Raw genomic sequence first — 15,932 nt, forward strand, 5'->3', positions numbered from 1 at the left:
GTTTGGCATGGTTCTTAGACAACGATGAATGTTCTTCTTATTTTAATTCCCTCTGCTACTTTTGCAAGAGGTCTATTCGTAGATAACTTTTGACTAGCGATTACATGCAGCTCAAGAGTAGAGAATTAGCAATAATAATTGAGAGACAATAACTTAAAAGCTATTATTTAAAGACAAAAATTAGAAATAATTACTTAGAAAATATAGCTGAAAAACTGCAGCTTAAAAACGATAAATTAGAAACGATAAACTAAAAACTATAAAACCGCATAACAATCATTGTTATGCGGTTTTATCTTTAACAATCCTTGTTAACTATCACGACTCATTCCACTGCATCCTTGCAGTACATCAAGTATAGTGCAATAGTAGAGCATCCTGCTCTAAATACAACTAGCTACTGGTATCGCTACCATCAGCACAGGTTATGCATCCTTACTTCACTAATCTTTGTCGTCCTGACGTAGATCACTGAAATATTATCCATAATACGGTTAACTCAATCCTTGAGTCACATTCCCTGATGCCGTGTGACTATAGTGCCAAAATGTAATCGAACTGTTAAGAGGTGTTAGCGTCAATGCTTGTAAGCATATGCTTACAAGACAAAATCTAATATTTAATAAAGACAGCGAGTTACCTCATCAAAGCCGTATTATCAGAGCAGCATTTCACCTAATATTCCTACTAAAAATCCTAATGTGGCTCCAAGCGGCGTCAGATAGTTTTTGGCAAGTTTGCTCTCAGGAATGATGTCCTGAATCAGCAGATATAAGATACCGCCACTAGCAAAGGTCATTAGATGAGCGGTTAAGTCAGGATGCGCACTTAATAAAAAGTGCCCGGCTAGTGCTGATAGTATGCCAAAGAAGCTCAGTACAAAGAAAATAGCCAAGGTCTTTTTGACACTAAAACCGCTTTGAACCAAATCACGAAATGAATTAAAAGATTCAGGTAAGTTTTGTAGGCCGATAAACACCGCTAATAACGCAGCCATTTGTGGCTCAATAGCAAATACTGCCCCGAGGGCGATCGATTCAGGGATAAAGTCCATTAGCATCGCTAGTAGCGTCGCTTGCTGTCCGCCAGACTTTGCTAGTTGATAGTCAATAGCCATAAACACTATCGCACCTAGTAAGAATGAGCCTGTCACGCCCCAGACGCTCAGCTCCTCCATGCCCTTTGGCACTAATACTAGCGCTAATGCCGACAATATAATGCCCGCGCCAAACGACATTAAGGTATGAGTAATCTCGTATTTAACAGGACTATCTTTGACATGATAGTTAAACAAATTGGCCAATAGTCCGCCAATGAACACTGTTGCTCCGGCAAAGCCTGAATATAAAATGAGCTTAAATAGCATAGCTAAGACTCCCTACACCGTCCCGTTAGTATTATTCACCTGATGATTAGGCTTGTTTTTGAGTAGTTTTGAGGAAAAAAGGGGTTTTGGCAATACGGTTATCACTGAATACTCGTATTCATTACTGAAGCTGTTGGTTTGTTTACAACTTGATAACTTACAAGACATTTATTATCAATTTTTATGAACTACTATAAGGTGTAAGAAAATGTTTCAAAGCTATTTATTAAGCGATAAGGAACAAGTCGCTACTAGGATCAGGAGCCAGAAATATGAAAACACCCCCTACTCTCCCATTTAAAAATCTACTCTCAGCAAGTCTTATCTTAACGCTGTTTGGCATGTCAGCTGGTTGTACGGTTGCCAGTCCAGGCTACGGTAATCAGCCGATATATCAGGCCAATGATGGCTATAAAAACGCCAACTATAATCGTGCCAGACAACAGCTACGTAAAGACTTACGCCGCCAAGGCTATCAGTTAATGGATATCAGACCCGATACTTATCGCGGTAAGCAAGTGATTAAAGCCTATACAAAAAAGAATAATCAGGCTTACGAGCTTACTTACTCTTATCCCAATTTAAAACTGCTCAATTCAAATAAAAAGCAATGGGAGCAAGTCTGGCGAGATAACGACCATAAAAAAGGTAATAAGAAGTACAAAAAAAATAAGCGCTATGATGATGTCGAAGATAGAATAAAACAAGAAAGTCGCTATTCAGCGGTTAGGCAGCGCGCTATCAAAAAGGTGAGCGCTATGGGGTACCGTGTCAAAGATATCGAACTCGATGAGCGAAACAATCGCGGCGTGTTTGAAATTGAGGCCAAAAAAGGCTCGCAAGAGTATGAGATTCTGCTGAGCTATCCAAATCTAAATGTCATTAAGATAGAAAAAGACTGATCAGCAAGCTAAGTACAAGCTAAATAAGTACAAGATAAATAATAGATAGAGTGATACGCTTTTGCATCGCTGTTATGCCATACAGTCTTGATGCTGAGGGTCAGATAAGCTTTTAGCTGCTATTTGACCCTTTTTTTATACCTACCGAGCTCCTTTAATCGTCAAAAATCCAACACTTCTAGCACGTCATAAGCAGGAGTTTCATAAGGATGCGCTTGCTTTAAGGCTTCAATCACCTCTGCTATCATTGACGTCTTAACCACCATCTCAACACGCCATTCAGCGACTTTCTCAAGCTTATCTTGACTACCAAGATGCGGATTACTACCTGCCATTGGCATAAATTGCCCCTCTCCTTTGACTTGCCAGCAGCACTGCTCGTAATTGCCAATAGTGCCAGCTCCAGCAGCGAATAGCGCCGCTTTAACCTTCTCTAGCACTTCCTCTGGAATAAAAACGGTCAATTTATACATGATGTATCCTTAGTTTACATGGTCTTTTTTAATGGCTTTTATTTAAATAGTTTACTTCTTTGACAGTGACGGATGAGCCGTCCATACATAGCGTAGTAGCCAGTCTGCCGCCTCGCCTGCGTAATCGATGCCGATACGCGGTCGTAGCGATACAGGCGGCAAACAGCCATCATCCTCAATCCAAACGCCAGACTCAGGCGCAATCGAGGAGCCGTATAACGCACGGTCAATTTGCAAGCGCTTTGTCAATTTGCCTGGGCCTGCGAACTGTTTGATATGAGTGAGCTGCTTATCAGAACTTAAATTTTGCTCTTCAAGCAGACGCTCGCTATCTTCAGCCAAAAACCCAGCTCTTATCAGCACCGAATCTGGGGACTCAGCCGTACCGCTGACTAAATTAAGCATCAGATGCACTCCATAAGTCAGATAAGTGTAGAAGACCCCGCCCTCAGCGTACATAATATCGGCTAGCGAATTGCCTTTCTTGCCTTTCGCTAAGTGCGCAGCAACTGAGCCGTCTTGCTCTCCTATATATGCTTCGGTTTCAGTAATGCGCACGCGCAGTACTTTTGGTACGCTATCTGTGTCAGTTATGCGTCGGCATAAGACTTTGCCAATCAAGTCCGCTGCCACTACGCAAGTTGGCCGAGCAAACCAAGAAGGCTCTAGGATAATCGAGTTTGTCTTCGCTTTGGACATGATATAGTAAACTCAATTTAAAAGTGTTATAGCGCTACTGGGGTGAATTTTCCGCAGCCTCTGTGATAGCAGCACGCAAGAAAAATGTATACCAGTAGCGCATTTGAATTGATGACAGTTTTATCTTTAATAGACTATAGGCTTTTATCCGCATCAAATAATAGCTCTTATTATAAGCAATATCGCGAACTGTAACGGTCACAGTTTGAGCACAATTAAGTAAAATTTTGCATAAAAAAACTGAGCTTATAAGCTCAGTTTTTATTGTGATATCAGTATTTAACCGCAGTATTTAAAGCTCAGTATTGGCATTAGTCTAAAGGTACACCAATACGCTTTGCCACTTCCTCGTAGCCTTCAATCACATCGCCAAGCGATTGACGGAAGCGGTCTTTATCGAGCTTTTTCTTAGTGGTTTTATCCCAAATGCGGCAGCCATCAGGTGAGAACTCATCACCTAAAACAATACGGTCATGAAAGACGCCAAACTCTAATTTAAAGTCGACTAAGATCAAATCACCTTGATCAAATAGCGCTTTTAGTACGTCGTTGACCTGATAGCTTAAAGCTTTCATTTTGGCGAGCTGATCCTCAGTGGCCCAGTTCAAAGTGATGGCTAGCGACTCATTCACCATCGGATCGCCTAGCGCATCATCTTTATAAAACAGCTCAAAGGTCGGCGGCGTCAACTCTTGGCCTTCTTCTAATCCCAAACGGCGCACTAGACTGCCGGCAGCATAGTTACGTACCACACATTCAACGGGCAGCATATCCATACGTTTGACGAGCACCTCATCGCTAGACAACTGCTGCTCAAAATGGGTCTCAATCCCCGCTTCGCTGAGTTTTTGCATAATAAAGCTGTTAAAGCGGTTATTCACCTCACCTTTACGCGCTAATTGCTCAATACGCTTACCATCTAACGCTGAGGTATCATCACGAAAGTGCAAGATGAGCAGATCGTTATCTTCAGTCTCATAGACTGATTTGGCTTTACCTTTGTATAAAAGTTGTTGTTTTTGCATGATAAGAGTCCTGTTCTTGCAAACTTATATAAGATATCTAAAAGAGTGATAGCCGGTTCAATGTAAAAGCATCAGTACAGCTAGAGCTAGCATGCTGATGATAACCCCTAAGCCCTGAACACCGAACGCTAGCCGTCCGGCAAAGGGATATAGCAACAGCACACACAACGTTTCGTGCGTTTATGGTTTTGAACAGACTATGTAGACACTATTAGAGTGAAAAATAATAGAATGAAAAATAATCTACTCAGTAGCTGCAGTAGTCGCCACAGTGCGCTGAGGTTTTGGTAATTGGTACTGCTTGCCCGCTTCGTTTTCTAAATTGAGCGTATTAACCCCAGCATTTGGCGTTGGATATAGCGGTACAAATGGCGCTGTTTGTGCATCGGCAGGCAATTGTAGCGGCGCAAGTTTTTGGCTTTGCTGATAGTCCAAGCTACCATTGTCGCGTTTTCCCACAAACTCTTTTAGCGACTGGCAACCGCTCAGCACTAAAGTACTTCCTAACAGAGCCGTCAGCAGAGCCGGAGTGATTTTAGAGAGGTGTGATTTTGGGATATGTAATGATGTTTTCATCATAGTGTCTCTGTGTTGTCTTAAGCATTAGCGCTCATTGGTGATTACGCTTAGATATTGACTGCGTGTCTAGCATTAAATACGCGTTTGTACTGTTGCACAAGCTGATGCGTAAATACTAGATTAAGTTTGCTTTTACCAAGGCTTTATCGATAGTCGCATGATGCGACTCAGCGAGCCAAACGAGTGGCAAACGAATCCCTTTATCGATCATACCCATTTTATGTAGCGCGTATTTGGCAGGGATAGGGCTGGACTCAATGAATAAATCACGGTGCAGATGTTCGATGACGTCATGAGCGGCTTTGGCAGCGGTAAAATCACCACGTAAGGCGGCGGCAAAAGTCTCGCTCATCGCTTTTGGTGCCACATTGGCAGTGACTGAGATATTACCTTTAGCGCCGACTTTCATAAGATCAAGCGCAGTACCATCATCACCAGACAAGACCACTAATCTATCGCCGACAGCTTTTATCAGCGCTTCACCGCGTCCAACTGAGCCTGTTGCGTCTTTGATAGCGACGATGTTATCAATGTCGGCTAAGCGCTCAACGGTCTCTTGACTAATATCGACAACAGTGCGCCCTGGTACATTGTAGAGCATTTGCGGCATATCGACTGCGGCAGCGATAGCTTTATAGTGCTGATACAGACCCTCTTGAGGCGGCTTATTATAGTAAGGCGCGACAAGTAACGCACAGTCAGCGCCGGCGTCAGAGGCTTCTTGAGTCAGCTTGATAGCTTCATCGGTACTGTTAGCGCCAGTACCTGCAATCACAGGAACACGGCCATCGACATGCTTGACGAAGAAGCGAATCACTTCGCTATGCTCAGGTACGGATAGAGTGGCCGACTCGCCAGTTGTCCCTACTGCTACCAAGCAATGCGTGCCTTGCTCGATTTGCCAATCTATGAGATCTGCGAGACGCTTATAATCGACCTTACCATCAGGATGCATAGGCGTGACTAAGGCTACCATAGAGCCTTGTAATTGGGTTTTGATATCGTCGTATGCTGTACTCATAACCATGCCTTACTGTTTTTTTGCGGTAACATTAGCATTTTTATATGAAGCCAATGTTATCGTTTGAACGTATTTGTGATTGATAGCTATTGATAGCTGCACGTATAACTAAATGCCCGATAGTGTAGCATATTTTACTTGCGAGACTAGTTGTCAATTCTAGCTGTTCATTGTAGCCAGCTTCGCTTGTAAGCCTTACTAAAATGACGCGCTTCTCTTATAAAAGCTGTCATTATAAGAGCCTCTAACAGTGACAAACAAGCCCTATTCTATACGTAGACCGATAATAGCGGGAATGCCTTGGCGTACAACCTCAATAGTCACGACGCCTTGCTTAGGTAGTGAGGAGATAGCGCTAGTAAAATCAGTCACCGTCTTAATCGGCTTTTGGTGGAGATTAGTGACGATGTCGCCTGCCATAATGCCAGAGCGCGCCGCCAAACCGGTAGGATCAACGGCGGTCACTAACACACCAACCTGACTGTCTGAGTCAAGCTGTGCTTGCTCATCGGTGGTCAAGTCGCGTAGACGCAGACCGAGCTGTACTTCATTGTTCTGCTTATCGCGGCTTTGCGCTTGTACATCACCCGGCGCTCGGCTGAGCTTGCCGGTCAACATCAGGCGCTTACCTTCACGCTGGATTTGGACTTGGAAAGGATCGTCTGGGCGCGCGCGGTTCAGTAAGTTTAGCAAATCATCAGCGCGTATAATGGGCTTCTTATTATACTGCAAGATAATATCGCCCGTTTTGAGTCCGGCTCGTTGCGCTGGCGAGTCTGGCGATACTCGCGTCAATAACGCCCCTTGTGGCCGCGATAACCGATAGACCTCTGCTAAGTTGCGATCGATATCTTGCGGATAAATACCTAAGTAAGCGCGCGTCACCTCACCATTGGTTTTGAGCTGCTCATAGATATCCATCGCCGCATTCATCGGAATAGAGAACGATAGCCCCATGTAGCCGCCAGTACCACTAAAGATACGTGAGTTGATACCGATGACCTCGCCGCGTTTATTGAAGAGCGGGCCGCCGGAATTACCAGGGTTGAGCGCGACATCCGTCTGAATAAATGGCACGCTTGTCTCTCGTGAAAAGCTGCGCGACTTAGCACTTACGATGCCGGCTGAAGCAGAATAATCAAAGCCAAAAGGCGAGCCTATTGCAAGTACCGGCTCCCCTACTTTTAGCAGATTGGAGTCGCCAATGCTCAAAGCCGGAAACTGACTGCCCTTAACCTTTAAGACAGCAACATCTGAGCGCTCATCACTACCTACGAGCACCGCATCTAACTCAGTGCGATCATTGAGCGTCACAGTGATCTTATCAGCACCTTCAACAACGTGATGGTTGGTCAGCATGTACCCATCTTTAGTGACAAAAAATCCGGTGCCATAAGCGTTTTCGATAGCGGGCGTGGCTGGCCGGTCTGGCAGACGCAGGCGATCACCAAAGAACTGACGTAGCAGCTCTGCTGTCTGCGCTTGAGCCAGCTCCTCGTCACTAATATTAGTCGTTACGTTGACCCGAGCCACCCCTGGCGTCACTTGCTGTACTAAATCTGAGAAGTCCGTACTAGCGACCACAGCTTGGGCAGGAGTAACCATTAAAGGACTCATAGTAGCGGCGCTGACTCCTATCGCGACAGCTAATAAGCTGCGCTGCCACCAAGACTTGAGGTTATAATTGGCCATTTTCTCCTGCATATTCTTCCCCTTGTGCTAACTTCGTATTATTATTTGCGGTTTTTGTGTTTGATATCAACTTATCGTATAAAAACGTCTATTAGGGCGTGTTGAACATTCACAAATGCGCACTGCTGATCGCTAAAATAGTTCTAGTCGTCGTTAAAATTGCAGGTAATGCTTATTGCATTGGCTAGATTTTCACAACGACTAGGGCGATTTTAGCATCAGCCCTCACGACAACAACAGGGACAGGACTATTTTTTGCCGCTTCATTGATAAAAATAGACGCTTAGAACGACTAAACTTACCATTTTTATCTGCAAATCGCCTAAAAAATAGTCTCTGTCAGTGCCATGGTCGAATGTTCAACACGCCCTAGTATGAGGTAATTTTTACCTGAATCATAGTGTCGTCTGATTGTCATTTAATTGTCGTTTGAGTGTTGTTTGTCAGGGTCTTGCTGAGTCATTGTCGCCGACGCCTTGGCCATTAACGCTCTTATGACTAAAGAATGACTATCCGCTTGGTCGGGTGCTGATACAACAAAAATAAAATCATGCTATTATGATAAACCGATTACTATTTATGGTAAACAAAAGTAAGCTTTCATCTTTTTATATTTATTATGAGCGTAGATGTACTTTATTAAAAGCGTAAATGTACTTTATTAACATAGATGCCCTACTGTATGCCCTTGATGACAAGCCTTACATTGAAAAGGTCTACAACGGCTTTTTAGTTTTCTATAATAGCTAGTGTCAAATGATTCGTATTGGTTAACCCATTATTTCTGCCGTTATTTTAGTGTCCCCCTGTGCTAGAGTTTGTACTCATTATTATTGTATTTTATGACTAGGGCGTGTTGATTGTGGTCAGGCTAAAATTTAACTTTAAAATAAAACCTCATTAGCGTTTTATGGCAGTATTAAACCGACGCTAATCTGTGATGTGTGACAGGTTTATAAAAAGGATTAATTTATGGATACCGCCCTATTACTATCTGGCGTAGTTGGCGCCGGCATTGCCGCCCAATGGCTAGCTTGGTATTTAAAGCAGCCGTCCATTTTGTTTTTATTATTAATTGGCATTATCGTTGGACCTATTCTTGGTATTTTCGATCCTGATTTGGTGCTAGGTGAGCTGATGTTCCCCTTTATCTCTTTAGGGGTGGCGATCATTCTCTTTGAGGGCTCTTTGACCTTAGAGTTTGATGAGATCAAGCAGCATGGTACGGTCGTACAGATGCTAGTGTCTGTTGGCGTGCTCATTACTATCGCCATCGTTGCGCTCTCAACTTATCTGTTATTCGATGTCGATCCGCTGATTGCGCTACTGTTCGGTGCACTCGTTTGTGTCACTGGGCCGACAGTGATTATGCCGCTACTGCGCAGCGTCCGTCCTAATAAGACCATCTCCAACATTCTCAAGTGGGAAGGTATCATCATTGACCCTATCGGCGCTATTGCCGTCGTTTTGGTTTATGAATATATCATCTCAGGCGGACAAGCCAACAGCATTCTTTTATTTGCCAAGATTGTGGTACTAGCGACTGCTTTAGGACTCATAGGGGCTTGGGTACTCGCCTTTTTGATGCGCCGCCACATGATACCTGAGTTTTTACGTAATGTTTTTACCTTAGCCTTTGTGTTGGTGCTGTTTTCGGTCTCAAACCATCTAGAGCATGAGTCTGGGCTGTTGACTGTGACGGTACTAGGCGTGGCACTGGCTAACTGGCCTAAATTCCCACGCGATACCATTCTAGAGTTCAATGAGTCGCTGACGGTACTACTGATTTCTGTGCTATTTATTATCCTTGCCGCGCGGGTTGAGCTCTCAAGCCTGCTCAGTGTCGGTTTTGCAGGATTAGTATTATTAGCGATTGTGATGCTAGTGGCGCGTCCGCTGTCGGTTTGGGCTTCTGCTATTGGCTCTAACCTAAAGACCAATGAAAAGCTGATGATCAGTTGGATTGGCCCGCGTGGTATTGTCGCCGCAGCTATATCCTCACTGTTTGCTATTCGTCTACAAGAGTATGATATTCAAGGCGTTGAGCTATTAGTGCCCTTAGTCTTTATGGTGATTATCGGTACGGTGATGATTCAAGGCTTAGGAGCCAAATTCGTCGGTAACTTATTGGGCGTGCGTGAGCCTGAAACTAACGGTATCTTGATCGTCGGTTCCAACCCTATTGCGCTGTTAGTGGCGACATCTTTAAAAGAGCAAGGCTTCGATGTCATCGTCGCTCATAACAACTATACCAATATTGCCAAAGCACGTATGAGCGGGCTGCGAACTTATTTTGGTAACCCTATCTCCGATCACGCCGATCATCATCTTGATCTCATCGGTATCGGTCGTCTGTTTGCCATGAGTATGGATAAAGAGATGAATACTTTGTCTGAGATTCATTATCGCCACGAATTCGGTGAGCGTAAGCTGTATCGTCTCAAGTTCAGTGAAGAGAAAGTCAAAAGTGAGCGCGATGACAAACAGTCTAACTTCAGCTCGCAGTGGCTATTTGGCAAAGACGTCACTTATACCAAATTAGCGAGCATGCTCTCCAAAAAAGCCAAGATTAAGATCACAAATATCACCGACAGTTATACTTATGAGCAGTATAAGGCCGATAACAAGCAGTTTGTACCGCTCTACACGATCGATAAAGAAGGTAAGCTACACGTCATCACTGATAAGTTCGATGGTAGTGTGCCGCGCGATCGTAAGCTTATCGCCTTAGTCGTCGATGATGGCATCAAGCCAAAGCCAGTAGACGTTACAGCTAAGCAAGAACAAGCGCGTGCTGCAGCCGATGCAGACTTTGAGGCCCGCTATAAAGCGCCTGAAAAACGCAAAGAAAAAGAGCTAGTAGCAGACGGAACCGCCGATACTGAAGCACAAGCGGCTGATAAGGAAGCGAGCACGGCTACTGGTAAGGAAGATAGCGCTGACAACGCTGGTACTAAAACTGCCAGCGACACTGAAAACAACAGCTCTCAAGTCAATGAGAGTAAAGCCGCTAAGGCGGGTAATACTCCTGATAAAATCACTGCTGCTGATAAAACCACCGCAAAACCGGCTACCCCAGCTGTAGAAGCAACAGTAAACAAAGGCGTAAAGTCAAATAACGCCAAAGCGACGACTAAGACTGACACTGGCACTAACGTCAGCGGGGAAGCACCCAAGACCAAGTCAGGCTCGCTCGACCCTAACCGTCTGCCGGGTAGTACAGATAGCAATAGTTCTGCTAACAATAATCCTGCTAAAAACAGTCCTGCTAAAAACAGTACTGATAAATAACTGGTGCTTAACCCTGTTATTTATCAGGACAAGTGATCGTTATAAGCTTGCATAAAAAAACGCCAACTCCTTGATTTGAGTTGGCGTTTTTATTGAGTCCTTGGTTAAGAAAACCCTAGCAAAAGCGATTAGCCTAAATCAAAGCGCGCCTGCACGGTTTGCCAAATACGCCCGCCCACTTCATCGCTGCTGCCGCTGGCATCGATACGCTCAATGCGCTCAGGGTGCTGCATAGCCAGCATACTAAAGCCATGATGAACGCGGGTAAAAAACGCCGTAGCCTGCTGCTCGAAGCGATCAGCCTTGCTACGTTTACCAGCGCGGGCCATACCTTCTAGCACCGGTAGATCCAGCCATAGCGTCAGCTCTGGCAGTGGCGAGATAAACTGAGTGATTAGACTGTCGATTTTTGCTAATACTCGCTGATCGCCATCGGCGCGGCCATAGCCTTGATAGGCGATGGTTGAGTCGGTGAAGCGATCACAAATCACCCAAGCGCCGCGCTGCAGTGTAGGCAGGATAACTTGCTGCAGATGATCCGCGCGCGCGGCAAAGAGGAGTAGTAGCTCGGTATCGTCATTGATATCAGTCGCCGGATCGAGCAAGATGGCGCGTAGACGCTCAGCGAATGGACTACCGCCCGGCTCACGAGTACGTACGTAGTCGATACCCGCTGCCTGCAAACGTTGGCATAAGCCTTCGATAGCGGTCGTCTTACCAACGCCTTCTGTACCTTCAAAACTAATAAACCGACCTACTGTTGTTGTCACATTATTCCTTAAATCATCCTAAGCCAATCTTTATGCTTATTTGAGCTTGATTGAGCGATATTATTACTCGCCAGGCGGGGTTTGTGATTTCTTCTCGCGCATCACTTTGAGGTACTCTTGCACCGCGTTATTGTGCTCTCTTAAGCTATTGGTGAATTTATGACCGCCATTGCCCGTCGCCACAAAGTACAAGGCTTCGCTATCTGCCGGATGCAAAGTCGCTTCGATAGAGGCTGGCGACGGTAAGGAGATTGGCGTTGGCGGTAAGCCGTCGATTTGATAGGTGTTATAGCTCGTCTTTTCATCGATATCTTTACGGCGGATATTACCATCATAGCGATCGCCCATACCATAGATGATCGTTGGGTCTGTTTGCAGGCGCATGCTTTGTTTTAGGCGATTATTGAACACCGCGGATACTAGCGGGCGCTCATCGGCTATGCTGGTTTCTTTTTCGATGATAGAGGCCATAATCAGTGCTTGATAAGGGCTCTCATAAGGCAGATCTGGCGCGCGGTTCTCCCACGCCTCAGTCAATGCCTGCTGCTGGCGCTTATACAAATCAGTCAACACTTGGGTGTCGGTTGCGCCTTCCCCATAATAATAAGTATCTGGGGTAAACCAGCCTTCAAGATTATGATTGACGATAGGGTCGTCGCTCGTGGTCACGGACTCGGGCAGTATTCCGGCCAAATCTAGCGCTTTGGCAATACTGGCATTATCTGCACCCTCAACTAGCACTTCTTTGACGATACCTTCATTGTCACGCAAGTTCTGATACAGATCGCTTGCAGTCTTGCCTTCGATCACTTGCACTTTGACCATCGCCACTTTTGCGCCTTGACCAAATATATGCAGGGCTTCTGCAATCGTTGGGTTCTCAGGTAACGGATAAATCCCGGCGTGCAGCGGTGCATCGACTTGCGACTTGATATATAACTTGGCAATACTGGCAGAAAACAGTGGAATCTCTTTTTGCCACTGCGGTAGCAAGCCATAATAAGTATCGCCCTGCTCGATAGTGACTTTTTGTGCCGGCTGCGTGATACGGCCAAATAGCGTCTGATAGACCATCACTAGCAAGAAAGCGGCAATCAGCCCGAGCACTAACAATATCTGATAGCCGCGCTGCATAAAAAACGATGGATTATCTTTTTTGTAGCGCCGCGGTTTGCTGCCACCACTAATCAGCGACACATCGGTCGCGGGCGCTTTGTCTAGGTCATCAGTGGCGTCACGCTCAGCGGTTGGCTCTACGGGTGACGAGTCGACTCTCTTAGCATTTGACTCAGTAGCCGCGCTATCATTAGGCTTGTTATCAGGGTTTTCGGGGGTCGGCGTGCTCATGGCAACTCAAAGGGCAGAAGTTTGCTAGAATTTAGCATTGAACCGTAAGCTTTTCAATGGTATTTAGGTTTTTAGACCTCTACTCTATCTAATATCCAATTAGTCCAAGTAATAACAGTGGAACATCTTCGACCAAACGTTGTTTTATCTTTACCGACACCATGCAGTTTGCAGTCCCTTATTAGAGATTTAACTTCCTCTACTGTTGGACAAACACCATTAGTTAAATAGCTTTTCATCACGATATTAAATGGTTCGTACTTCATGATTAAACTTACAAGCTCGAATTGTCGCTGCTCAATTGGTTTACTAAATATTTTTTCGCCTAATTCGGTAAGATTATATCTTTTATCTTCGCTATAGTTGACGAGATTGAAGTACAGTGCGCTGTTACCATAATAGTCAGCTTGTCTTGGTACGAAACGGAATTCTTTCGCTATTTCCTCTTTAGACATTTTAGTATTTTTGTAGAAAAGAAGTTCGCAAAGATTTATAGTTTTATCTATGTCGTTAGATTGAGGAAAAGGCACATTTGGCTCCTCTACGAATATTGCATTATCAACTATTTCTTTCAGTCGCGCTAGGCTCAAAGAGTCTTTCACAATACTATACTTCCCTTCTTTTATCATTTCTATAGAGTCTGGCTTATTAATATCTCTAAAGACATACTCTCTCAAATAAAAAACCCCATCATAATAAGTCAAAAATATATTGCGTACTTTCTTATTTATACCTCTCTCTTCTAGCTTTTTAGTCCAAACTCTATAAGGATAGTAAATCTGTCTAATCAAGAAGTCATCATGTATTAAATTCTTTACTTCAATTAGATAAATTGATGTATCAGACTCGAAACCACCATCAATTTCAATTTGAGATTTCGAAACCTCAATTTTGACATTAGAAACCTCAAAATTAAAATCTCCAGAACCCATCCTGCCACCTATGACGTGAGTTATACTCTCTTCTTCAAAAAAAGAAGTCAATATCTCACAGATATTTGCACAGAGAAGCGCCGTAGTTTCGCTACTTATATTTTCAATATCTATAGACTCAATATGATCAGGTTTTTTAGCACCAATTGTTTTTATTTTCTTTGAGTTTTTTATTTTTGTAAATAAATTGAACTTACCTATGATATAGCTACCTCTAGTAATAGGTAAAATGGCTAAATTATTATTCTTAAAAATCTCAGGTAACTGGGCTTGAAAATCGAATTTCGTCATTAATCTAGCTTCACGATATTCGTTTATTTGTGAAGCTGTAATATTAAAGGAGTCGCTACCTTTTAGACTATCCAATATTGAGTAATCTTCAAATATTTTTTCCCAAGCAATATCATTTTTGCTTTTGGTTTTACTCATAGTTTCTTACCAAAATCTCTTTTACTTCACCTCGCTTACTTCCTACAGAATTTATATGACGACTAGCTCCCACCTCTATAACTTCAAAATCTTGGTAAAGCTCTTTCATAAACGCAGTTGCAGAATTAGATAGAAGAAACTTAATTCCTTTCTCATTTAGTTTCATACAAGTGTCTCTGAGTCTAATTTGTTCATCGTTGCCGAATCCACCTTGAACATAACCTGTGAAGTTTGAGCTTTTAGAAATAGGATCATACGGTGGATCAAAATAAACAAATGAACCTTTACGTATATTTTTCAGAGCGTCTTGGTAATCTCCACTAAGTAGCTTGATATCATTTTTTTGTAGATAGTGACTTACAGCCCGCAATACAGTTTCATTAATAATATTAGGACTCTTATAGCGTCCAAAAGGTGTATTAAATTCACCTGAGCCGTTCACTCTATAAAGACCATTAAAACAGGTTTTATTTAGATAAATTACACGTGAAGCACGCTCTACTTTCGATAGTTCGTCAAAGAAATCTTGTCTGTCCAGTGCTCTAATTTGATAGAAATATTCAGACTCATTTACGTGAGTAGCTAGATGTTCAATAAGTGCATCAACATCATCTCTTATAGTTTCATACACATTGATAAGCTCAGAGTTATAATCGTTTATAACTGCCTTCTTTGGTTGTGTGTGTAAAAATACAGCACCTCCACCAACAAACGGCTCATAGTAAGTTGAGATACGTTTAGGTAGTAAAGGTTCTATATCAGTCATAAGCTGACGCTTTCCGCCAACCCACTTTAAAAAAGGCATCACCAATTTATTTTTCTTCGCCATTATCGACCTCTTTTATAAATACATTATCGTTGAATAGCTCAGATATACTTACTTCAAATACATCAGCAAAAATTTCAATATTGACTAGTGCGGGATTACGTTCACCTCGTTCTATCATACCAATATAATTACGATGAAAGCCTGTTAACTCAGCCAGCTGCTCTTGACTGAGATTACGAGCTTTACGCAGTGTGCGAATACGTTTGCCAAAGCTTGCTAAGATTAGTTTTTTCATTTGCGTTATTTTCAAGAGTTAGGTATCCTTTAACTACACACAATAAGTGTCATTTGCGAATTACTTCTTATAAGTTATTTAAAGGATTTAGCTATGATTAGTATTGAGAATCTTACTATAAACATTGACTCTATCTCTTCGTCGGCTAAGGGAACATTAGATGATACACAGCCTCTGATAGTAAGAGACGAGTTAGTAAATATGCTTCGTATCATTAGCAATGATAAGAGATTTATTGGCCAAACTGTTGTTATTCCAGATGATTGCGAGCAGTATGGGTTTGCAGAGGGTGAGTTTGATTTACCTAAACTCCTTCACTTTTTAGCTGATATGCTGGAATAG

15 protein-coding genes are annotated in these 15,932 nt (G+C 43.2%); 3 read left to right on the forward strand and 12 right to left on the reverse strand.

The features are described 5' to 3' along the window. Nucleotides 1–658: 658 nt before the first annotated feature. Nucleotides 659–1,366, reverse strand: a complete 708-nt coding sequence (locus tag AAEY83_RS08560; protein WP_025646683.1) for a ZIP family metal transporter — start codon at nucleotides 1,364–1,366, stop codon at nucleotides 659–661. 272 nt (nucleotides 1,367–1,638) lie between these two features. Between AAEY83_RS08560 and AAEY83_RS08565 the strand changes: the two genes are divergently transcribed. Next, nucleotides 1,639–2,268: a PepSY domain-containing protein gene (locus AAEY83_RS08565; RefSeq protein ID WP_025646684.1), complete on the forward strand. Its 630-nt coding sequence runs from the start codon at nucleotides 1,639–1,641 to the stop codon at nucleotides 2,266–2,268. A gap of 161 nt (nucleotides 2,269–2,429) precedes the next feature. On the opposite strand, the gene AAEY83_RS08570 is transcribed toward AAEY83_RS08565, so the two are convergent. From AAEY83_RS08570 to AAEY83_RS08595, 6 genes are all read right to left on the reverse strand, one after another. Beyond that, nucleotides 2,430–2,741, reverse strand: coding sequence for a YqfO family protein (locus AAEY83_RS08570; RefSeq protein ID WP_025646685.1), 312 nt, complete (start codon nucleotides 2,739–2,741; stop codon nucleotides 2,430–2,432). Nucleotides 2,742–2,792: 51 nt separating this feature from the next. Then, entirely contained in the window at nucleotides 2,793–3,440 is a 648-nt protein-coding gene (locus AAEY83_RS08575) for a DNA-3-methyladenine glycosylase (RefSeq protein WP_025646686.1), read from the reverse strand. A 311-nt stretch (nucleotides 3,441–3,751) separates the two neighbouring features. Then, complete coding sequence (gene purC, locus AAEY83_RS08580; protein ID WP_025646687.1) at nucleotides 3,752–4,465, reverse strand: phosphoribosylaminoimidazolesuccinocarboxamide synthase; 714 nt, start codon at nucleotides 4,463–4,465, stop codon at nucleotides 3,752–3,754. A gap of 243 nt (nucleotides 4,466–4,708) precedes the next feature. Then, nucleotides 4,709–5,041 (reverse strand): hypothetical protein, encoded by a 333-nt coding sequence (locus AAEY83_RS08585; RefSeq protein ID WP_025646688.1) that lies wholly within the window; start codon nucleotides 5,039–5,041, stop codon nucleotides 4,709–4,711. Between the two features lie 118 nt (nucleotides 5,042–5,159). Next, nucleotides 5,160–6,065 (reverse strand): 4-hydroxy-tetrahydrodipicolinate synthase, encoded by a 906-nt coding sequence (dapA, locus tag AAEY83_RS08590; protein WP_025646689.1) that lies wholly within the window; start codon nucleotides 6,063–6,065, stop codon nucleotides 5,160–5,162. Between the two features lie 264 nt (nucleotides 6,066–6,329). Further along, nucleotides 6,330–7,769, reverse strand: a complete 1,440-nt coding sequence (locus tag AAEY83_RS08595; protein ID WP_025646690.1) for a Do family serine endopeptidase — start codon at nucleotides 7,767–7,769, stop codon at nucleotides 6,330–6,332. Between the two features lie 960 nt (nucleotides 7,770–8,729). Between AAEY83_RS08595 and AAEY83_RS08600 the strand changes: the two genes are divergently transcribed. Beyond that, complete coding sequence (locus AAEY83_RS08600; protein WP_025646691.1) at nucleotides 8,730–11,048, forward strand: cation:proton antiporter; 2,319 nt, start codon at nucleotides 8,730–8,732, stop codon at nucleotides 11,046–11,048. A gap of 128 nt (nucleotides 11,049–11,176) precedes the next feature. Here the strand turns inward: AAEY83_RS08600 and tmk are convergent, their stop codons facing one another. From tmk to AAEY83_RS08625, 5 genes are all read right to left on the reverse strand, one after another. Then, complete coding sequence (gene tmk / locus AAEY83_RS08605; RefSeq protein WP_025646692.1) at nucleotides 11,177–11,818, reverse strand: dTMP kinase; 642 nt, start codon at nucleotides 11,816–11,818, stop codon at nucleotides 11,177–11,179. 63 nt (nucleotides 11,819–11,881) lie between these two features. Next, nucleotides 11,882–13,165, reverse strand: a complete 1,284-nt coding sequence (gene mltG / locus AAEY83_RS08610) for an endolytic transglycosylase MltG (protein ID WP_025646693.1) — start codon at nucleotides 13,163–13,165, stop codon at nucleotides 11,882–11,884. A 71-nt stretch (nucleotides 13,166–13,236) separates the two neighbouring features. After that, nucleotides 13,237–14,526, reverse strand: coding sequence for a type II restriction enzyme (locus AAEY83_RS08615; protein WP_025646694.1), 1,290 nt, complete (start codon nucleotides 14,524–14,526; stop codon nucleotides 13,237–13,239). Further along, the gene (locus AAEY83_RS08620; RefSeq protein WP_025646695.1) at nucleotides 14,519–15,355 is read right to left on the reverse strand and encodes a DNA adenine methylase; all 837 of its coding nucleotides are present in this window, start codon (nucleotides 15,353–15,355) and stop codon (nucleotides 14,519–14,521) included. Before AAEY83_RS08620 ends, AAEY83_RS08615 begins: the two co-directional genes overlap by 8 nt. After that, nucleotides 15,339–15,605, reverse strand: coding sequence for a helix-turn-helix domain-containing protein (locus AAEY83_RS08625; RefSeq protein ID WP_264673191.1), 267 nt, complete (start codon nucleotides 15,603–15,605; stop codon nucleotides 15,339–15,341). The genes AAEY83_RS08620 and AAEY83_RS08625 overlap by 17 nt, the downstream gene beginning before the upstream one ends. Before the next feature lie 78 nt (nucleotides 15,606–15,683). Here AAEY83_RS08625 and AAEY83_RS08630 point away from each other — a divergent pair, with 78 nt between their 5' ends. Then, a complete protein-coding gene (locus AAEY83_RS08630; RefSeq protein ID WP_025646697.1) occupies nucleotides 15,684–15,932 on the forward strand; it encodes a hypothetical protein in 249 nt (82 codons plus the stop codon).

Origin of the sequence: Psychrobacter sp. TB20-MNA-CIBAN-0197 (assembly GCF_040309765.1) — a bacterium.
GTDB lineage: Bacteria > Pseudomonadota > Gammaproteobacteria > Pseudomonadales > Moraxellaceae > Psychrobacter > Psychrobacter submarinus.